Annotated in this window: 13 protein-coding genes and 2 pseudogenes (1 of these 15 cut by a window edge); 7 read left to right on the forward strand and 8 right to left on the reverse strand. The window is 40.9% G+C overall.

Annotated features, from left to right (window positions below; all coding sequences use genetic code 11):
• Positions 1–154: 154 nt before the first annotated feature.
• Both LEP1GSC062_RS18025 and LEP1GSC062_RS18035 read right to left on the reverse strand, forming a co-directional pair.
• Entirely contained in the window at positions 155–1,117 is a 963-nt protein-coding gene (locus LEP1GSC062_RS18025) for a porin OmpL1 (protein ID WP_010576639.1), read from the reverse strand.
• Positions 1,118–1,737: 620 nt separating this feature from the next.
• A complete protein-coding gene (locus tag LEP1GSC062_RS18035) occupies positions 1,738–2,949 on the reverse strand; it encodes an acetyl-CoA C-acetyltransferase (RefSeq protein WP_020985122.1) in 1,212 nt (403 codons plus the stop codon).
• On the opposite strand from LEP1GSC062_RS18035, the gene LEP1GSC062_RS25655 reads away from it, so the two are divergent.
• From LEP1GSC062_RS25655 to LEP1GSC062_RS18065, 6 genes are all read left to right on the forward strand, one after another.
• Positions 2,943–3,134 carry a hypothetical protein gene (locus LEP1GSC062_RS25655; RefSeq protein WP_078123604.1) on the forward strand — a complete coding sequence of 64 codons (192 nt, stop codon included), beginning with the start codon at positions 2,943–2,945 and terminating at the stop codon, positions 3,132–3,134. The two genes, LEP1GSC062_RS18035 and LEP1GSC062_RS25655, sit on opposite strands and share 7 nt — an antisense overlap.
• A 1,257-nt stretch (positions 3,135–4,391) precedes the next feature.
• Entirely contained in the window at positions 4,392–4,775 is a 384-nt protein-coding gene (gene crcB, locus LEP1GSC062_RS18040; protein WP_010576642.1) for a fluoride efflux transporter CrcB, read from the forward strand.
• A gap of 496 nt (positions 4,776–5,271) precedes the next feature.
• Positions 5,272–11,019 carry an Ig-like domain-containing protein gene (locus LEP1GSC062_RS18050; RefSeq protein ID WP_039942590.1) on the forward strand — a complete coding sequence of 1,916 codons (5,748 nt, stop codon included), beginning with the start codon at positions 5,272–5,274 and terminating at the stop codon, positions 11,017–11,019.
• A gap of 1 nt (position 11,020) precedes the next feature.
• On the forward strand, positions 11,021–11,491 hold the full coding sequence (locus tag LEP1GSC062_RS18055; RefSeq protein WP_010576645.1) for an LIC_10463 family lipoprotein: 471 nt from the start codon (positions 11,021–11,023) through the stop codon (positions 11,489–11,491).
• Complete coding sequence (locus LEP1GSC062_RS18060) at positions 11,466–11,846, forward strand: Bor/Iss family lipoprotein (protein WP_139356676.1); 381 nt, start codon at positions 11,466–11,468, stop codon at positions 11,844–11,846. Before LEP1GSC062_RS18055 ends, LEP1GSC062_RS18060 begins: the two co-directional genes overlap by 26 nt.
• Before the next feature lie 8 nt (positions 11,847–11,854).
• A complete protein-coding gene (locus LEP1GSC062_RS18065; protein ID WP_039942594.1) occupies positions 11,855–12,190 on the forward strand; it encodes an LA_3781 family PerA/PerB upregulated protein in 336 nt (111 codons plus the stop codon).
• On the opposite strand, the gene LEP1GSC062_RS18070 is transcribed toward LEP1GSC062_RS18065, so the two are convergent.
• The 3 genes and pseudogenes from LEP1GSC062_RS18070 to LEP1GSC062_RS18080 form a co-directional block, all read right to left on the reverse strand.
• Positions 12,166–12,576 carry a VOC family protein gene (locus tag LEP1GSC062_RS18070; protein ID WP_020985058.1) on the reverse strand — a complete coding sequence of 137 codons (411 nt, stop codon included), beginning with the start codon at positions 12,574–12,576 and terminating at the stop codon, positions 12,166–12,168. The two genes, LEP1GSC062_RS18065 and LEP1GSC062_RS18070, sit on opposite strands and share 25 nt — an antisense overlap.
• 482 nt (positions 12,577–13,058) lie before the next feature.
• A pseudogene (locus LEP1GSC062_RS25085) lies at positions 13,059–13,356 on the reverse strand (hypothetical protein); the annotation flags it as partial.
• A gap of 163 nt (positions 13,357–13,519) precedes the next feature.
• On the reverse strand, positions 13,520–13,738 hold the full coding sequence (locus LEP1GSC062_RS18080; RefSeq protein WP_010576066.1) for a B9T54_RS14040 family protein: 219 nt from the start codon (positions 13,736–13,738) through the stop codon (positions 13,520–13,522).
• 568 nt (positions 13,739–14,306) lie between these two features.
• Between LEP1GSC062_RS18080 and LEP1GSC062_RS18085 the strand changes: the two genes are divergently transcribed.
• Positions 14,307–14,732: a helix-turn-helix domain-containing protein gene (locus LEP1GSC062_RS18085; RefSeq protein WP_010576067.1), complete on the forward strand. Its 426-nt coding sequence runs from the start codon at positions 14,307–14,309 to the stop codon at positions 14,730–14,732.
• On the opposite strand, the pseudogene LEP1GSC062_RS22415 reads toward LEP1GSC062_RS18085, so the two are convergent.
• The 3 genes and pseudogenes from LEP1GSC062_RS22415 to add form a co-directional block, all read right to left on the reverse strand.
• A pseudogene (locus LEP1GSC062_RS22415) lies at positions 14,686–14,940 on the reverse strand (LIC10906 family membrane protein); the annotation flags it as partial. The gene LEP1GSC062_RS18085 and the pseudogene LEP1GSC062_RS22415 sit on opposite strands and share 47 nt — an antisense overlap.
• A gap of 20 nt (positions 14,941–14,960) precedes the next feature.
• Positions 14,961–15,593 carry an LBL_2463 family protein gene (locus LEP1GSC062_RS18090; protein ID WP_020985031.1) on the reverse strand — a complete coding sequence of 211 codons (633 nt, stop codon included), beginning with the start codon at positions 15,591–15,593 and terminating at the stop codon, positions 14,961–14,963.
• Positions 15,594–16,390: 797 nt separating this feature from the next.
• Positions 16,391–17,314, reverse strand: the 3' portion of a protein-coding gene (gene add, locus LEP1GSC062_RS18095; protein WP_020985059.1) for an adenosine deaminase. The gene runs 405 nt beyond the window's last position; 924 of the gene's 1,329 nt are visible here — the last part of the coding sequence; its start codon lies off the right edge, out of view; it ends in the stop codon at positions 16,391–16,393.

The raw sequence follows: 17,314 nt of genomic DNA on the forward strand, positions 1-17,314 counted from the left end.
CGGTTTATACCGTTTTTGTGCGGTTTTTCCTGTCGTTTAAAATTGTAGTAGTTCCTACATTGTTGTGGTTTAATAAAGAAAAAGAAGTAGGAAATAAAAAAGGCTCTCAAAAAGAGAGCCTTTTACAAATAGAATCTTATAAATTCTATTTTTTTTAGAGTTCGTGTTTATAGCCAAATCTATAAATTTGCCCACCGACAACGATCGGATAAGTGGGAAAAGGAGCGAGAGTCGAGGCCCCTCCTACGGATTGTGTTTTACCGACCGCATAAGCGGCAGACATAATCGTTTCTAGTTCTAAAAATACGTGGCCTTTGTCGGTTACTCTCGCCTGAGTTCCAATTAAGAAGTTTGGAGCGATTCCAGTAGCTCGGAATCGAATATGTTCACGAGTGGTAATTGGATCGGTTCCATCGCCCAGTAAGTTTGCAATACTTGTAACTCCAGCAGCAGCTAAAATATCATGACCACCTTTGATATTGTTCATTCCATTCAAGGACCATCCACCGTTGAAGTAGTTCAAACCGGCACCCATATAAACTGCAGCATCTTCGGTGACATTCAATTTGATACCTACGGTAGCCGGAATTACGATAGCACTAAATCCCCAAGTCATGTCGACGATATTCAAGCCTGCAATGTCAGCCTTTGTGATACCACCAGCGATTTTCTGTGTGTATTCTGCCGCAACTCTCCAAAAGAAATATTTTCCAAAATCGGATTCGTAGCCTACCATTAGGTTTCCTCCGACCATTGCACCTTTGGTAGATCTTGCATTGATAATACCACCGGTCGTTCTATCAAGGGTAATCAATCGGTTTTCAGCCGCAATTCCTCTTCTTAGTCCAACCCCTACGTAATTTCCTTCACCCGCAGGTTTAGAAGGGTTTTGAACACAAGTAGGCTCACTTGCACTTACGGTACAAGTGTCGGTTGATCTAACCGGACCATAATAGGTCGCAGCATCCAAACCGTCTTTAGTGATTGTTCCACCTAATTGGCCCAGGTCTAATTGTAACCCGAATCCTACAATTGCGTACGATTTTGCACTAAGACTCGCAGCCGAAAAAAACACCACAGCTAGGGCAAACAACACCTTACTCATATTACGCATCATTGATAACTCCTTAACTCACGATTCAATTAGAATTTAATTGTGTTTCCGGACGCTTTTGTATTCGGTTTCCGAATCCCGGACACAGGATGAAACTTTAGAAGTTCATGGATTAGTGTCAAACAGGATTTCGTAAAAAGACTGAAAAGTTCCTAAAATTCTTAAAGTGGGATAAAAAATTTTTCTCATTTTCTAACAATCGTTATGTGCTGGCCTGGGATTTGTGAGTTTTTGTTACGACGAAATTTTTTTTATCAATCTTTTGAGTAATTCCGAAAAATCCTATTTTATATTTTGATTTTAAAAAGAGGTAATGGGATTTTCGGAACATATTTTGTGCCATGCGATCCGGGTTGTTTTTCGAAGAATTTGAATATGATAACAGAATTGAAGATTTTTGTTCCAAATGGGGTAAAAGAGAAGCAGATTTTAATGGAATTGCGTATAAGAAACTTCGAAGGCTATTTTTATTGATAAACTCGAAATCAGGCGAGTTAATTTCCGAAGTGACTATTGCTCTGTTTCTCTAAAAAAGTGGGGAATAAAAAATAAGAACGAAGAAAGGGAGAAAGATTCGGGCCGAAAGTGAAAATCGGCCCGGCCCGAATGAAAAAGAAAAAAATCTACATTCTTTCTATGATGGTCGCGATTCCCATTCCTCCTCCGATACAAAGGGTAATCAGCGCATAACGTTTCTGTCTTCTTTCAAGCTCGTCTAACGCGGTTCCGAGAAGAATCGCCCCGGTTGCCCCAAGAGGATGTCCGAGAGAAATGGAACCTCCGTTGACGTTGATTTTTTCCAGAGGAATGCCCAGCGATTTCTGAGTGTAAAGAACTACGGAAGCAAACGCTTCGTTGATTTCCCAAAGATCGATATCGTCGGCCTTGAGTCCGGCTATCGCTAACGCTTTTTTAGAAGCGGAAACCGGTCCTGTTAACATGATTGTAGGGTCTTCACCTGTGGAAGCCATTGCAACGATTTTCGCGCGAGGTTTGAGTCCGTATTTTTTGATCCCTTCGTCCGAAGCGAGAAGAACCGAAGCCGCACCGTCTACTATTCCGGAAGAGTTCCCTAGTGTGTGTATATGATTGATCTTCGGAATTTCCGGATAGGATTTAAGCGCAATCGCATCCAATTCTTTTTCGCCGATCGTTTTGAAAACTGGAGCCAAATCGGAGAGCCATTCGAAAGTGGATTCGATTCTCGGATTTTCATCCGTATCGACTATGGTACCATCCTCGATTTTAATCGGAACGATGGATTTTTTGAAGTACCCTTCTTTGATTGCTTTGTCCGCTTTGATCTGGGATGATTCCGCAAAACGATCTGCTTCCTCACGAGAAATCCCGAACTTAGTCGCGATCAAATCCGCAGAGATCCCTTGGGGCACCAAATTATAGTGTTTTTGAATATTCGGATTTCCGATATTAAAGTCTCTTCCATTCATATCGGCTCCCATCTTTACGCGGGACATTGATTCAACGCCGCCGCCGAGGGCGATTTGCATGGAACCGGATTGGACGTGGTTAGCGGCATTGTTGACTGCTTGAAGTCCGGAACCGCAGAAACGGTTTACAGTATAACCAGGGACTGAGTTCGGCCAGAGTGCGGACATGACCGCATAACGTGCAATGCAAGCCGCTTGATCGTCCACTTGAGATACGCATCCCATAACGACTTCTTCCACGATTTCAGGCTTGATTCCGTTTCTTTCTCGGATCGCATTTAAGGTTGCGGCAGAGAGTTCTTGTGGGTGAATGCTCGCCAGTGCCCCTCTTTTTTTTCCTTTTCCTCTCGGGGTTCTGACCGCATCAATTACATAGGCGTTTGACATTGTATTACCTCGCTGCCGATTTTTCTCTTGGGATTAAATTGAACAGCTGTTTAGTGATTTTGGGTATTCCGGTTTCTATTTTTGAGAGGCCAGGGAGTTTGCAATTCTTTTTGCGGGAATTCTATAGAGAGAGGAGTTCCGGTATTGAACAGAGGTGCTTTTTCTCGTATTCTCATACTATCTGATAAGAGACTTTGCTCCGTTTCTGATGGTTATAGTGATGCGGATTTACATTGTATTATATACAATGGAGTTCCAAGATTCTGCTTTTAAACAGGGATTTGCGTTAAAATTGACGTCACTCCTTTATGTAAGATCGGTGATATCCTTCCTTTTGTTCGGCCTATTTTGATTCTAAACTTGTCCTAAAATTCAAAATAAATCAGCTATGATCATTTTGGTAAGTTCGTAATAAAATGTAGAAGTTCCCACGTTTTAGTGACGAGGGTTTAGTCACCATAGTGCTTAGGACTTTACACACTACACTAACCACTAAAGCTCTGACATCTAAAACATTCCTGCATTTTTGTGAAACTCAGGCGTCTGCTTCTATTGGCGCTCGATGGATTTTAGGACAGACTCTGATATGGCGCCCCCACCGGAGCAGTAAATATTTTTTCGCATTTTTATCATCAAATAGTTTAACTCGTTAGAGAAAAGCATTCGCGACGATTGATCAGACTGATATTTGCGGGTTGGATACCGCAGGATAATCTATACATCGGGAGCTGTTCTTAGTCTTAAAACAACTCAGCACTACCCTTCCTAAACTCAAATCTCGTTCCCGATGGGTCACGAGATAGGGCGCGTTGTAGATCAAATCTGCAAAGCAGAAATGCTTCAACACTGAGTCAACAAGTATTCCTCCTTTATCGTACATCTTCTCTAACGAATAAAACCATTTGATGAAACATTATTCTAACTCTAAGCTACTAGGTTCATCGCTGCCCAAAGAAAACCGGATAGTTCTCTGGAAACTGCGGTTATCATTACCTGAGGAGTTTTTCCTCTTACTCATCCCTACATAATAGAGTGTCCAAAATTCTACATCTAAACGGGGATTTGTGCTAAAATTGGCGGTACTCCTTTATATAGAGATCAGTAATTGTCATTATTTACTACTCGGACGCATGAATAAAATACTATGATAAACTATTTCGAAAATTAGAATGTTGGAATCTTCCTCTAAAAAGTCGAGATTTCCCGATTTGACTTAATTTTTGAGAACCGTTGTACTTTTGCAAAACCGACCGCTTATTTTCGAGTATCATTTTCATACCTCCGAGTAGTAAAATTTAAGGGTTATCAGAAAGTAGTATAAAAAATGGAAAGTGAATTCTTCGACAACTGTCGACTCCGAAAAGCCGGAGCCTTTCAACGAAGCCTTTCACAATTCCAAGAAAAAATATAGGAATCGATAAAATTAATAAAAAAGGAATATTATGAATTTAGAAAGTAATTTGTTTTTGATTGGGTTTGGAGGGGCGATCGGAAGTGTATTTCGTTATCTGTTGCAATATTGGTTCGGAAGCGTTCTTGGATTTGCCCTTCCTTGGGGGACATTGACTGCAAATTTACTCGGTTCCTTTGTTATCGGGATCGTATATGCCTTTTTTGACCGGTTCCCGGTTTTAGATCCTCAGTGGAAGTTTTTAATTGCTTCCGGACTCTGTGGAGGTTTTACGACCTTTTCAACGTTTTCTTACGAAACCTTTCAATTGTTAAAATCCGGTCATTATGTTTTATTTTTCGGATATATCTTCTTAAGTGTAATCGGTGGAATCGGTTTCACTTTTGCGGGAATTTGGATGGTGAGAAATTTTTAAGAAAGAATGAATAATTTCTTAAGTTATGCGTCTTTTAAAAATTCTTCCGCTTTCAATCGTTTGATTCGATACTTAAGGAAATAAAATTCGGAAATCGATGCTCTTCATAGACCGCTTAAGTATTAAATTTATTTGATGTATTCTGTTTTTCCCGGATTGGAAATATTTTTCTTTACAAACTTCTTCTTTCTCATCAGTTTCAAAGGAAACAAACTTCAAAGGAAACAAAAACTTCAAAGGAAACAAACTTCAAAGGAAACAAACTTCAAAGGAAACAAACTTCAAAGGAAACAAACTTCAAAGGAAACAAACTTCAAAGGAAACAAACTTCAAAGGAAACAAACTTCAAAGGAAACAAACTTCAAAGGAAACAAACTTCAAAGGAAACAAACTTCAAAGGAAACAAACTTCAAAGGAAACAAACTTCAAAAGAAGCAAAATGTCGGGAATACGAAAATGAATACTTCAAAAAAAATAAATAATATAAGGCAAGTCGATGAAGAAAATATTTTCTATTTCTATTTTTCTTTCCTTGTTTTTTCAAGGTTGTATGGTTTGGCCTCTCGTAGTCGGGGCCGTAGGTTTGTCCACCGGTAATAAAGGCGGCGGTAACAATCCTTTTCTTCTCCTTCTTGGGATCGCTTCGGATCCGGTTATCACTCGAATCGAACTCAGTGCTCAAGATTCCTCAATTGCTAAAGGAATGAGTACGGCTCTTCAAGTGACCGCGATCTTTGATGATGGAACGAACATGGATATTACGGATTCCACTTCCATCGTTTCCGATTCTCAAGCCATCGTAGAGGTCCAAGGGAATCGATCTCGAGGGATTTCGTTGGGGTCTTCCACGCTTCAAGCCGAATACAAGGGCTTGTATTCTCAGCTCCAAATCACAGTAACGTCCGCGACTTTAGATTCGATCCAAGTTACGAGTTTAGAGCGGGATTCCTTGCCGAGAGGTTTGAATCGTCAGTTTTCCGCAATCGGTATTTTTTCGGACGGGTCCCATCAGGATCTTTCCAACGATCCATTGACGATTTGGTCTTCCAGCGATTCGTCTTTAGTTCGTGTGAACGATTCCGGTTTGGCTTCCGGCCTTAATTTAGGAACCGCTCATATTCATGCATCCTTCGGGTCTAAAAGAGGTTCTGCAACTATGACCGTCGGATCGGCGACTCTTTCTTCGATTGAAGTAACTCCAGTAAATTCGAATCTTCCTTTGGGAAAGAAGCAACAATTGGTCGCGACGGGGATCTATTCGGATAACTCGAATAAGGACATTTCTTCTTTGGTCACTTGGGATATTTTGGATAATACGATCGCCACAATTCAGCCAAAAGGTGTGGTGGAAACTGTTAGTACTGGTTCCACTACCGTTTTGGCTTCCATCGGTTCTTCGGTCGGTTCTACGACGTTGAACGTTGTGCCGGCGTCTTTGGTTTCCATTTCCGTTTCTTCCGTAAATTCTTCCAAGGCCAAAGGTCTTAAGGAAAATTTTATCGCGACCGGTATTTTTTCGGACAATTCAAATTTGGATATCACGAATCAGGTTACTTGGAGTTCTTCGGATACGAACATTCTTACTGTTTCCAATGCGAGCGGTAGTCACGGTTTGGGTTCCGCTTTGAATCAAGGCGCTGTTAAAGTTATTGCTTCCGTTGGCGGAGTCGTAGGTTCTACGGACTTTACGGTTACTCAGGCGTCTTTGGTTTCGATCTCTATTTCTCCGATTCTTTCTTCGATGCCGAAAGGTTTGACTCAGCAATTTAAAGCGACCGGTATTTTTACGGATAACTCCAAGCAGGATCTCACTTCCTCGGTCACTTGGACTTCTTCTTCGAAAGCTTTAAGTGTGTCTAACGTATCAGGTAGAGAAGGAATGGGACAGGCTGCTGCGGTCGGAAGCGCGACTATTACGGCCAAGTTGGGGACTACGTCCGGGAAAACTACCATTAAGGTGGCTCCTGCGGTTCTCGCTTCGATTCAAATCAGTCCGATGAATACTGCCACTCTCGCAAAGGGCTTAAAAAAGAACTTTTCCGCTAGAGGAATCTATTCGGATAATTCCAGTTCCGATATCACTTCTTCCGTTACCTGGTTTTCATCCGATCCTTCAGTTGCCGTGGTTGATAACGTTCCGTTATACAAAGGAGAAGTTCGCGGAGAAAAGATAGGAACTACGAATATTAAAGCGGCATTGGGAAAAGTTAGCAGTCCCACTGTCGAATTATCCGTAACTGCAGCGGAACTCGTTTCTATCGAAATCTCTCCCTATTTCGCTGCAACTGCAAAGGGACTTACGAAAAACTTTAAGGCTACGGGTACTTTTACGGATTATTCTACGCAGGATATTACGGAACAAGTCACTTGGAAATCCTCAGATACGGAAATCGTAAGTATTGAGAACGCTGCCGGAAGCAAAGGATTGGCGCATATGCTCAAGTGGGGAGACAGTTATATTACCGCCACTTTAGGTTCTATTTCAAGTTCGCCCAAATTGGCTATGGTGACTTCTCCGGCTATCGTTTCGGTTGCAGTGACGCCAAGTAATCCGTCCGTTGCGAAAGGGCTAACCTACCAATTTAAAGCGACGGCGACATATACGGATAATTCTACGGCAGATATTACAAGAATGGCTTCCTGGTCTTCTTCTGATTCGAATAAAGCATTGGTCAACAACGACATACTTTCGGGAGGTTTGGTTACCGCAGTCGCTACCGGAAGTACAAACATCACTGCGAGATACGAAAACTTGTCGGGCTCTTCTACTTTAAATGTCACTCCCGCGACTCTTACCTCTATCGAAGTGACACCGATTCGTTCCTCCATTGCTAAAGGTCTTACGGAACAATTTATAGCGACGGGGATCTATTCGGACAAATCTACCCAGGATTTGACTCAGGTTGTGACTTGGACTTCCTCCGATTCCTCCCGAGTTGCGATCGAAAACACCGCCGATAAAAAAGGTCTTGCGCTCGCTTCTACTTTAGGAAGTTCGAATATTACGGCAACTTACAATTCCATTCAAAGTTCTCCGATTTCGGTGACTGTTACAGAGGCAAAATTGGCAAGTATTACCGTTAGTCCAGAGTCCACATCGAAAGCTCTGGGGCTGACTCAACAGTTCAAAGCAAAAGGAACATTTACGGACGGTTCCGAACGGGATCTTACAAATCTTGTGCTTTGGTTGTCCTCCGAACCGTTAGTGGCTTATATTATTAACGCTGAAGAGTATCGGGGATTGGCAGCCGCACATTCTGTGGGTTCCACTAAGATTCACGCGTATTACGATTCCGTAGAAAGTAATTCGGTAAATTTCAGAGTGACTTCGTCCGAATTGGTTTCTATCGAAATCAGTCCGGAGAACGGTAATATTGCCAAAGGGCTTACCCAGCAATACACCGCGCTCGGCGTTTATTCGGACGGTAGTTCACAAGATATTTCCGACTTTGTTACTTGGTCTAGTTCCAATACTTCATCGGCTAACATCTCTAATGCGGTCGGAACCAAGGGAAAAGCGACTGCTTTGCAAGTCGGGACAAGTAAAATCACCGCTACTTACCGTTCCGTTTCGGGAACCACCGATCTAAACGTCAGTGCGGCGACTCTTTCCTCGATCGTGGTATCTCCCACAAAGCCGAACGTAGAATCAACTTCAAAGACAAAGTTCTTCGCAGTGGGAATGTACTCGGACGGAACCAAAAGGGATTTGACTTCTTCGGTTACTTGGTTCAGTTCCAGTACGAATAATGCAAGCGTGAGTAACGCGCCTAAATCGAAGGGATTGGCTGTTGCAGGATCCGGGACGGGATATTCTACGATCACGGCGACTTACGGTTCGATATCCGGAAACACGCTTCTTATAGTAAATAAATATAATAAAGCGGTTCCTACCGTTAAATCGGTTACGTCCTTGTCGCCTACCGCGATTCGGGTTGTATATTCCGAATTCGTAAACAATAAGGAAGCGTTAAAACTGTCCAATTACAAGGTCGTAGATAGTTCCGCTTTGGTCGGAACCTGTTCCAATAACGCGGATTTCAAAAGAAATTCTCAAACCGGAGATTTCTCTTTGAAAAGTATCAGTGGAGCCGGGGATACGTTTACGATCACTCTTTCCGGTTCACAAAATTCGAACAAGGCATACACGCTCATAGTAAACAAACCGGGGATTCACGATCGTTCTTACGCTCCCAAATCCTTGGGTTGTCCGAATAACGCCGATTTTATGGGAAAGGAGCAACTTAAACTAACGAATGCGGTTTGTAATTCCGTAAACCGAGTGATCGTTTCTTTTTCCAAACCTTTATATGCCGGAAAGGATATCGCAAAGTCGGCGGAATGTTCGAATCCGTCTCAGTGTAAATCGAGGTATAAATTCGCAGGCGTTTCCTCTTTAGGAGATGTTACGAGTGCGAAAGTTTTAAATGGGAAGGTTTGCGGCGGAGCGCCTGCGGATCCTTCCAAAGTATGTCTAACGCATACCCTTCTTCAATCGGGCGGTCACTACACGGTGATCGCGGCAAATCGGTTGGACGGAGACGGGTTTGATAACGATGTTTGGGGAGCGATCAGTGACTCATCCGGTCAAGAGAATTTACAATCTTCTCCGAAAGATAGGGCGAATTTTGTAGGTTGCGGAAGTTCTCCCGTAAACTTCGCGGACGGTCCCGTTATTTCGGATCCTTTCGGAGATGGTTCGTCTTTCGGCGCTCTTACCAATTATAATTATCAAGTTTATCTCGGTCCGAATAGGAAAGGAAATCAAGCTGTTCGATTTCGTTACGACGGGACCTCTCCGGAGTCGGTTTTCTTTTCCTTCGCAAAGGATGCGGTCGGGGAACAATCGAGTAACACTGCTTTGTCGGGAAGTTCCGCTAATTACGTTACGATGGGTCATGCAGGTTGCACTCGTAACAGTGGGGACATTCTCGCTGGATGTTGTCCGGATAACGAGGACGGAAGAGGGGTTTTTGCGACAGGATTGTTAGGCGGAAGACCTCATATGTTCGTAGCGGGTTCGAAATCGTTAGGCGGCTTAGACTATCTCTACTACTCTTCGAACACGGATGCCGGTCTTGATTTTAAGTATATTGATATGGGAACGATTACCGGAGCATTGACTGCGGGAGCTTCGTCTATTGCTGTTTTTGATAATCGAGTTTATGTCGGTTTCGCTAAAAAAAATAACCGTTCGAACGCGCCCGATTTCGGTAAAATCACCTTTCATACTTCCGATTCAACTCGATGTGTAATCGGAAACAATTGTGATGCGACCGATGGACAGCATGGAAGTCGTTTTAGAATCGATAGAATGCCTTACTTCGGTGGGGAGAGTTTGGATGACGAATATAAGGGTCGCGTAGGTTCGACGGCTCGTTTTATTCGAACTGTCGCGGCTAGAAATAACGGTAACAAATTGGATCAGCTTGGCGGTTCGACAGTCAATTGGGGCTATTATGTGGGAATAGATTCTCTTTTTGTTTTTAAGGAAAAACTTTATGCCGCAAACGGGGGATTTCCGAATTCCTTACATAATGGAAGTATTATACGTTCCAAAAGTGCTAACCCCGCCTCTTGTGAGGGAAAAAATCGTTGTTCCGGTTGGGAAGACGCAGCGCCTAGATCCAATTCAAAATGGCATAACTCACCTAACAACAACTGGTTTTCTCTCGAACTCGTAAGGGATCGGGATTTGATTCCAGCGGATAAAGCGTTTTCTCAGTTCGCCGAATTTAACGGAAAAATGTATGTTACAAGAACGATCTGCGTAACTTCGGAGGATCACTCTGGGCTTAGAAAAAGTTTGCAAACTGTGAAAGGTTGTACGGACGGAAGTTATACGAATCGAAGACCTCAACTTTGGAAATGCGATCCGACTCTGAGCGGAAACAAATCCACTTGTGATTCGGGAGATTGGTCCGTGGTTGGAGATAACGGAACTGGTTTTACGAATTTTGGAAACGTTTTCAACCACAGTATAACGATGGTGGTAGCCAATGGATCGTATCTCTATGTGGGTTTTGACAACGAAAACGGGATTCAAATTTGGAGAACGAATATTCAAAATCCGGGAAGTTCTTCCGATGGCTGGGAGCAAGTGGGAGGCGACGGATTGGGAGACGTTACCAACCGTCAGATTTATTCGGGTATTACCGTACCGAAATTAAGTTTAAGTTATGTCTATGTAAGTACCGGGGGAAGTAATCGACCGGTTAAAGTTTACAGACAACAAAACAAATAATATGCGAAATCCATTAAAAATCATTCTGACGATGACGGCTTGTATGCTTATCCGCTGTCAAGTAAACGGAGGTTCCGAACGGCTCGTTTTTATTCAAAACGAGCAAAACGGAATCGTTCGTCTTCAGTCGTTCGTCCATGGGAAAATATATTCCGAAAAGAATATTCAAAATTATGAATTTACAATCAACCAGTCCGAAAACGTATTAGGAATTTTTCAAGTCGATTCCACGGATTCGGACTTGAGGGTTCGACTTCTAAAAAAGGGATTTCTTTTTGATTCTAAGAGGGAATGTACGAATACGAACTTAGGAAACACGTATTCCTGTAAGATCGAAATTCCATTATTGGAAAAGGGTCGGTACTGTCTAGCTGTTTATAGAAATACCGATGCGAATGAAACTGATTTTAATCTTTTTGTAGGAATATTTGGGAAGGGTTATGTCAATGTCAAAGCGGCGGCCAATCATTAGGATCTTGATAATATTTTTGATTTTGAGTCTATACGCGAACTGTCAAAATGTACAAATGAGTTTTCCTCAAAAACCACTTAAGTCTTGTGTGTCGCCTGTTCTTCGAAGGCAGTGTAAAAACGATTTAGAGGAAAGAGCCAGACTCAACGCGCAACCGCCTAAGGTACACGAGGTCTCCCAATCCTTTTACTTCTGGGGAATAGTTCCTAGAGAGTATCAAATTGATGCAACGGGTTATTGTCCGAACGGAATCAAAGAAGTGCGTCAATATTCCACGTTTTTGGATTTTATCTACGAGCAGTTGACACTCGGGATTTATTCCCCGAGAACCTTAAATCTGATTTGTTATAATTGAGTTGAGCCATGAAATTATTTAAAATAATATTCTTTATTTTTGTAACTTTGACGACCGAGGTCTGTTACAATACTACATTAAGAGTTTATAATACATCGAATCTTCTTCCTTTGAAATCCGAGCCAGAACAAACCTTCAAGCAAGGAGGATACTTATTCGGTATGATCAACGCATTTGAGACTCCGAAGATTCAATGCGCTAAAGGGAAACCGGAGATTCTGATTCTAAGAAATTTTTGGGACAACGTCATCCATTGGACGATTGGCGGAATTTATACTCAAAGGACCGTACAAATATTTTGCAAAAAAGATATGGTCGGTCAGAAGTCTTTAGGGCCAGGATAAAAAGTGGGATTCCAGGCGACTTCCCAGTAATATCCTTCCGGATCTTCGAAGTAACCAGAATAGCCGCCCCAAAAAACGTCTTGAGGTTGTTTAACGATTTTTGCTCCGGCTTGTTCCGCTTTTACAATTACTTGGTTCACTTCCTCCTTGGATTGTCCGTTGTAGGCGAGGGTAAATCCCCTGAAACCGTTTCCTTTCGCGGAAACGCCTACATCGGCGGCGAGTTCTTCCAGAGGGTACAAAGCAAACCAAGTTCCGTTTAACGTAAAGAAGGCGACATTTCCCTCAAATTTCATTTTGGGGAATCCAAGACCTTCCTCGTAAAAACGAACCGCTTTTTCAAAGTCTTTTACACCGAGAGTGATGATATTGATTCTTGGTTGCATGGGACTGAGGTTCGGACAATTGAATGGTTCGAAAAGTAAAAAATTAGATTTGTAGGAGCGATTTGGTTGAAGACTCTTGGAAAACTCGGTCAAAACCGACTTTGGTAGGTGAGATATACGTAATATTAGAGATCCAAGGGAGTAAAACCAAACTTTCTCCTTGTTTTTCGGTTTTATCCTTCAGGTTTCAATTTTGTCTGTGCGCGTTTAAAATCGAGAAAGCGCACGCAAAACGCAACTGAAGGAATCTGGCTAATCCCAATCCGATTGAATATCAATTTTGAATCTCTGATTTTAAATTCGCGCATTTCTGCAAAAGAAACAGAAACGTCTTTCGAGTCGCTTCGTCCGCTACTGATCTCTACATAAAGGAATACCGCCAATTTTAGCACAAATTCCCGTTTAGACGCAGAATTTTGGACACTCTATTATGTAGGTGATGAGTAATACTAGTAATACTCGTTTGATCTGCTCCGGAATGTGGATTCGATATTCTTTGATTCCGTTTCTGTCTCAGGATCAATTTGATCCTCCCAACTTTGCAGAACTCGTTTCTGTCCGGAAGTTTTGTTATAAACTTTTTTTGGAATAAAATCTTGCGCGATTCCATCTCTAATTTCCGCACGAAACGGTTCTCCAACCTGTGGATATAGTGGAGGGAATATATGACTTCGTGTTGATCTGGATTGAAATATGCCCAGGTTTCCACACCTGTCAGTTGATTCGGAGCGGGTTCATCCAAATTACAATATTTGAATGTTTGTCGATTATATAATTCATTATACTGAAGTTTGGGACAGGTGCTTGATTTTTGGTGGTTTTGTATGGGTTGTGTTTTATAATTGATGTTAATAAATTTAGAACCTGTCTCAAAACTGGGACAGAGCCTTGCAGCTTGAACTTTCTGACAAAGTAAACTGGGGTTTTGGGACGCGCTGTTAATTCATTGATCTTCGAAAAGTTCCAGTGGCATAAGGTTTGTATCCTTGTGAAAACTGGCGAATTTTCTAAAAGCTAGAATTCGTCTAAGATTATCACTTCGACGAACTGATTCTCTTGAAAAATCGTCGATCCTAATTTTCAGAGTCTTTTCCAATTCCTCGAAATCAATATCATTAAAGCTGAGGGGTGTTTTGTTTTTTATTTTGTTATAAGAAATCATCGAATGTGTCTCCCATCCACCGAGAATAATTTGTCCGACAAAAAAAAATGGAATAAATACTAGTAACTTGCTTGGTCTTAACTTAAAGTGTCTTTGTATGAATCGAATTCTCAATGGAGTTAATTTCTCGGACTGTAATTTGATTTTAAACTTTGTTTTCTTTCATTTAATACATGACTGAGGTCATACATATCTTTCTTCGTATGCAGAATAAAATGCGCTGCAGTTTAAAGCCGATTGTATGCGAGAGATATTCGTATGAATGAGATTTTCGTCGAAGTACAAAGATATAATACGAAAGTAGCAATAACATTGAAAAGAGTTGTTGGGGAATCTCATTTTATGAATTGAATGTCTCCATAATTTTCCAAAATCTTTCCTCAAAAGAAAGAATAGGGTTTTGTTATTAAATAGGCATGCTTCTTGAAGGAATTTAGATTGCATAATTCGAGCGATTTTATCCAATACTATGAATGGACTGGAATATTCCTTCTGCATATCGATTAACTACATTTTATGCTCTAAGCATAAAAATCAAGAAAAAAATATTATTTTGTAATGCAATTAGATGGAACTAAAAACACCAGGGCAAAGGATCAAATTCATTCGAACCGAAGGAGCCGGGGAAAAAATGACGCAAAATCAATTTGCTTCTGCGATTTTCATTTCTCAGGCACTTTTGAGTAGAATTGAATCGGATGATATTGAGGTAACGGAACAAACTGCTTTTATTATTGAAGTAGTTTTTAATTATAAAAAAGATTGGGTTCTTAATGGAGCGGGACCGAGGATGACGAATGTTGTCAAATTTCGCGAGGACCTTGCGACTAAAATAGAGGAATGGAGTCGTTTAATCCGTAGGGCTGAAAAAATTCCAAACGCAAAGTCAATTATCGAAAAATATATAAATTTAATAGAAAAAGATCGAGACACGGTCAATTTAATTGTAGCAGAGAAACAATCCGATCAAACAGAATTGGAAAGAAAATCGTAGGGATTAACATCCAATCAAAAGCATAATGGCGGTATTCATAGCTTATAAATTGGCGTATTACAAAGGCTGAAATCCAAATCGAAAAAAAACCAGATAAAGTCAGAAAATATCTTTGTATCTTTTTACGATCCGGAAATCTAAAAATATACATTCCCAAGAAGAAAATATATAGGGAGACGCCAATACAAAGATAATTCGAAAAATTCATGTCTATTTACAACAGAAATACTACAATTTTGACGCGATATTTTGTAAAGCGTTTTCTCTGATTTCGATCAACTGAAAGAGAGCTAGTTCACCATTTAGAAAACATCCGGGGTAGTAAACCATTTCTGAATGTTCCTCGGAAGGAATTGCTCCATTGTCAAAATACACTCGTTGTAATCCTTTCCATGTTGGATTGATCATACCGTAAACCATGCTGAATTTTCGAATCAGGCAGTATTGAGCCAATTCACTTGCGGCAATTTTGAAAGCTTGAAATCCAATAATTGTTTGTTTAAAACTAACTGAGTTCCAATCGGCTACGTTAATATCTTTGAGATTATAGTGTTCTCCGGATGGAAATCTTTTGACGATCTCCAAAGGAATCAAGTTTTCTTGTGTTTTTTCTACAATTCTAGTCGCAGCTTGAAGATGTCCATCGAAGGTTACAAAAAACCATTTTGACCAGTTGTCTAAATCAACGGTTTCATATTCCGAGTAGCCTGCGTCTTTGTAGATTTGTTTGCTAAATTCTTTTACCGGTTTTAATAATTCTTTGTTTTGTGTACTATCCCAAATGTGCAATTGGAATCCATTTAATCTTGGTTTGAGTTTGATTTTTTGATTTTCTAAGGAGGTTTCTATGGTTTTCATCATTATATAATTATGTCACATTACAATATTAATTCAAATCTTTCTTAATTTTTATATAATTATAAGAATAGGATGTTAGTTCATTTGAATTTCTTCTTTTTGGGCTTCTTTTTCTCCAATCTAGCAAACAAGGCCCAAATCTGGCAAATTCGAAGAGTTTTGGAAATATAAAAGGACTCTCAAATTTAACTAAAGCCTATCTCAAAAATATCTTAGAATGATTGGAATCGGCATTTTAAGCAAAGATAAAGTATTTTTGAGATGTTTCTAGTACATTAACGTGAGCTCGTGGAGAAAGTTTGGGCGAATAAGAAACTAAAGTGCAACGACTCCCTGAACTCAGGCGCAGAGCTTTCCTGAACTCAGCAAACACCTTCCTATGGGTCGGTGTTTAGGTCGCTCTGCGGGTCGTCGTCGCAGCTCGCGAATTTCATAGATAAAATAGCTCGCGACCGCGCTTTAACTCAATGTTGCTGCCTACGATCGCAACATAATGCTCCAATTCCTTCGGAATTTAACTCAATGTTTCTCCCTACGGGTCGAAACATATAATCGCTTTCGCATTTTGTTATATCGAACTCACGTTACATTATTGAAAAATTCAATTGTGGGATTAACAAAACTGCTTCAATCGTTCATTTTAGTGAAACAAAAATAAATGGAGAATTAATTTTTCAACAACTCTACTTTCCTAATAGAGAGATTTCGATTTAACAAAGTAGAATTTTTCTATTTTTGTAAATCACCTATTCACTAATTCCTAACGGTGTGGATTCGAATTTATCCGAGTAAGGTAAATCTTATCGTTTTAGACCGTATCTTGCTTTTACGAGATAAATCTTTTTTTCCATTTCCGACCAAAGTGATTCTTTGTTCGGATGAAAGGATGCAAAAACTCCCTGGCGGATTAGATCCACGATTTCATCCAAAGAGAAATCCAAGAATCTCCATAGTTTATAATATTCGTATGTAAGATTTACGTTGAATATCTCGGGATCGTCCGTGTTGATGCTGAGGGGAAGCCCCTGATCATAATAATAACGAACGGGGTGGTTCTGTTCCTTTCGGACGTATTTTCCGGTAAACACGTTAGACGTCACACAAATTTCGATAGGGATGTGATTCTCCCTCAGATATTTTACCAGTTCGGGATCTTGGATAGCGGAGGTTCCGTGTCCTATCCTTTCAGCTTTGAGCAGTTCCACTGCTTCCCAAATCGCCCAAGGGCCGTCGTCTTCTCCGGAATGTGCTACCACTCTCAGACCTGCTTCTCTCGCCTTTTGGAAAACGGCCTGGTAGTCTCTCGCAGGCCCCATAAGCTCCGCGCCACCTAGTCCGATCCCGATCACCTCGGGATGTCTGAGTTTCAAAACTCGGTTCAAATTGTTCATCGCGTTTTCCGGTCCGAAAGAACGGGATACGTCGACTAACAATCGTATTGTGATTCCGTCGTTTTCCTTTTCCTCTCGGATGCGATTTACGAGAAAGTTTACCATCTCTTCGAAATCGAGCCCGTTCTGGATGAACTTTGACGGAGCAAAAAATACTTCCGTATATATGATGTTGTTGGCTCTCATATATTCTGAGAGGCTTTCTACGAAAAATGAAAAATCGGCGGGTTCTTTTACGAGGGATTGGATGAAAAAAAATACCTGAATAAATCCATTGAGATCTTTGAAGTTGAATTTAGCTTCGAACTCTTCATCCGTTACGCTGATTCCGTT

This window comes from Leptospira alexanderi serovar Manhao 3 str. L 60, assembly GCF_000243815.2.
In the GTDB taxonomy this organism is placed as follows: domain Bacteria; phylum Spirochaetota; class Leptospiria; order Leptospirales; family Leptospiraceae; genus Leptospira; species Leptospira alexanderi.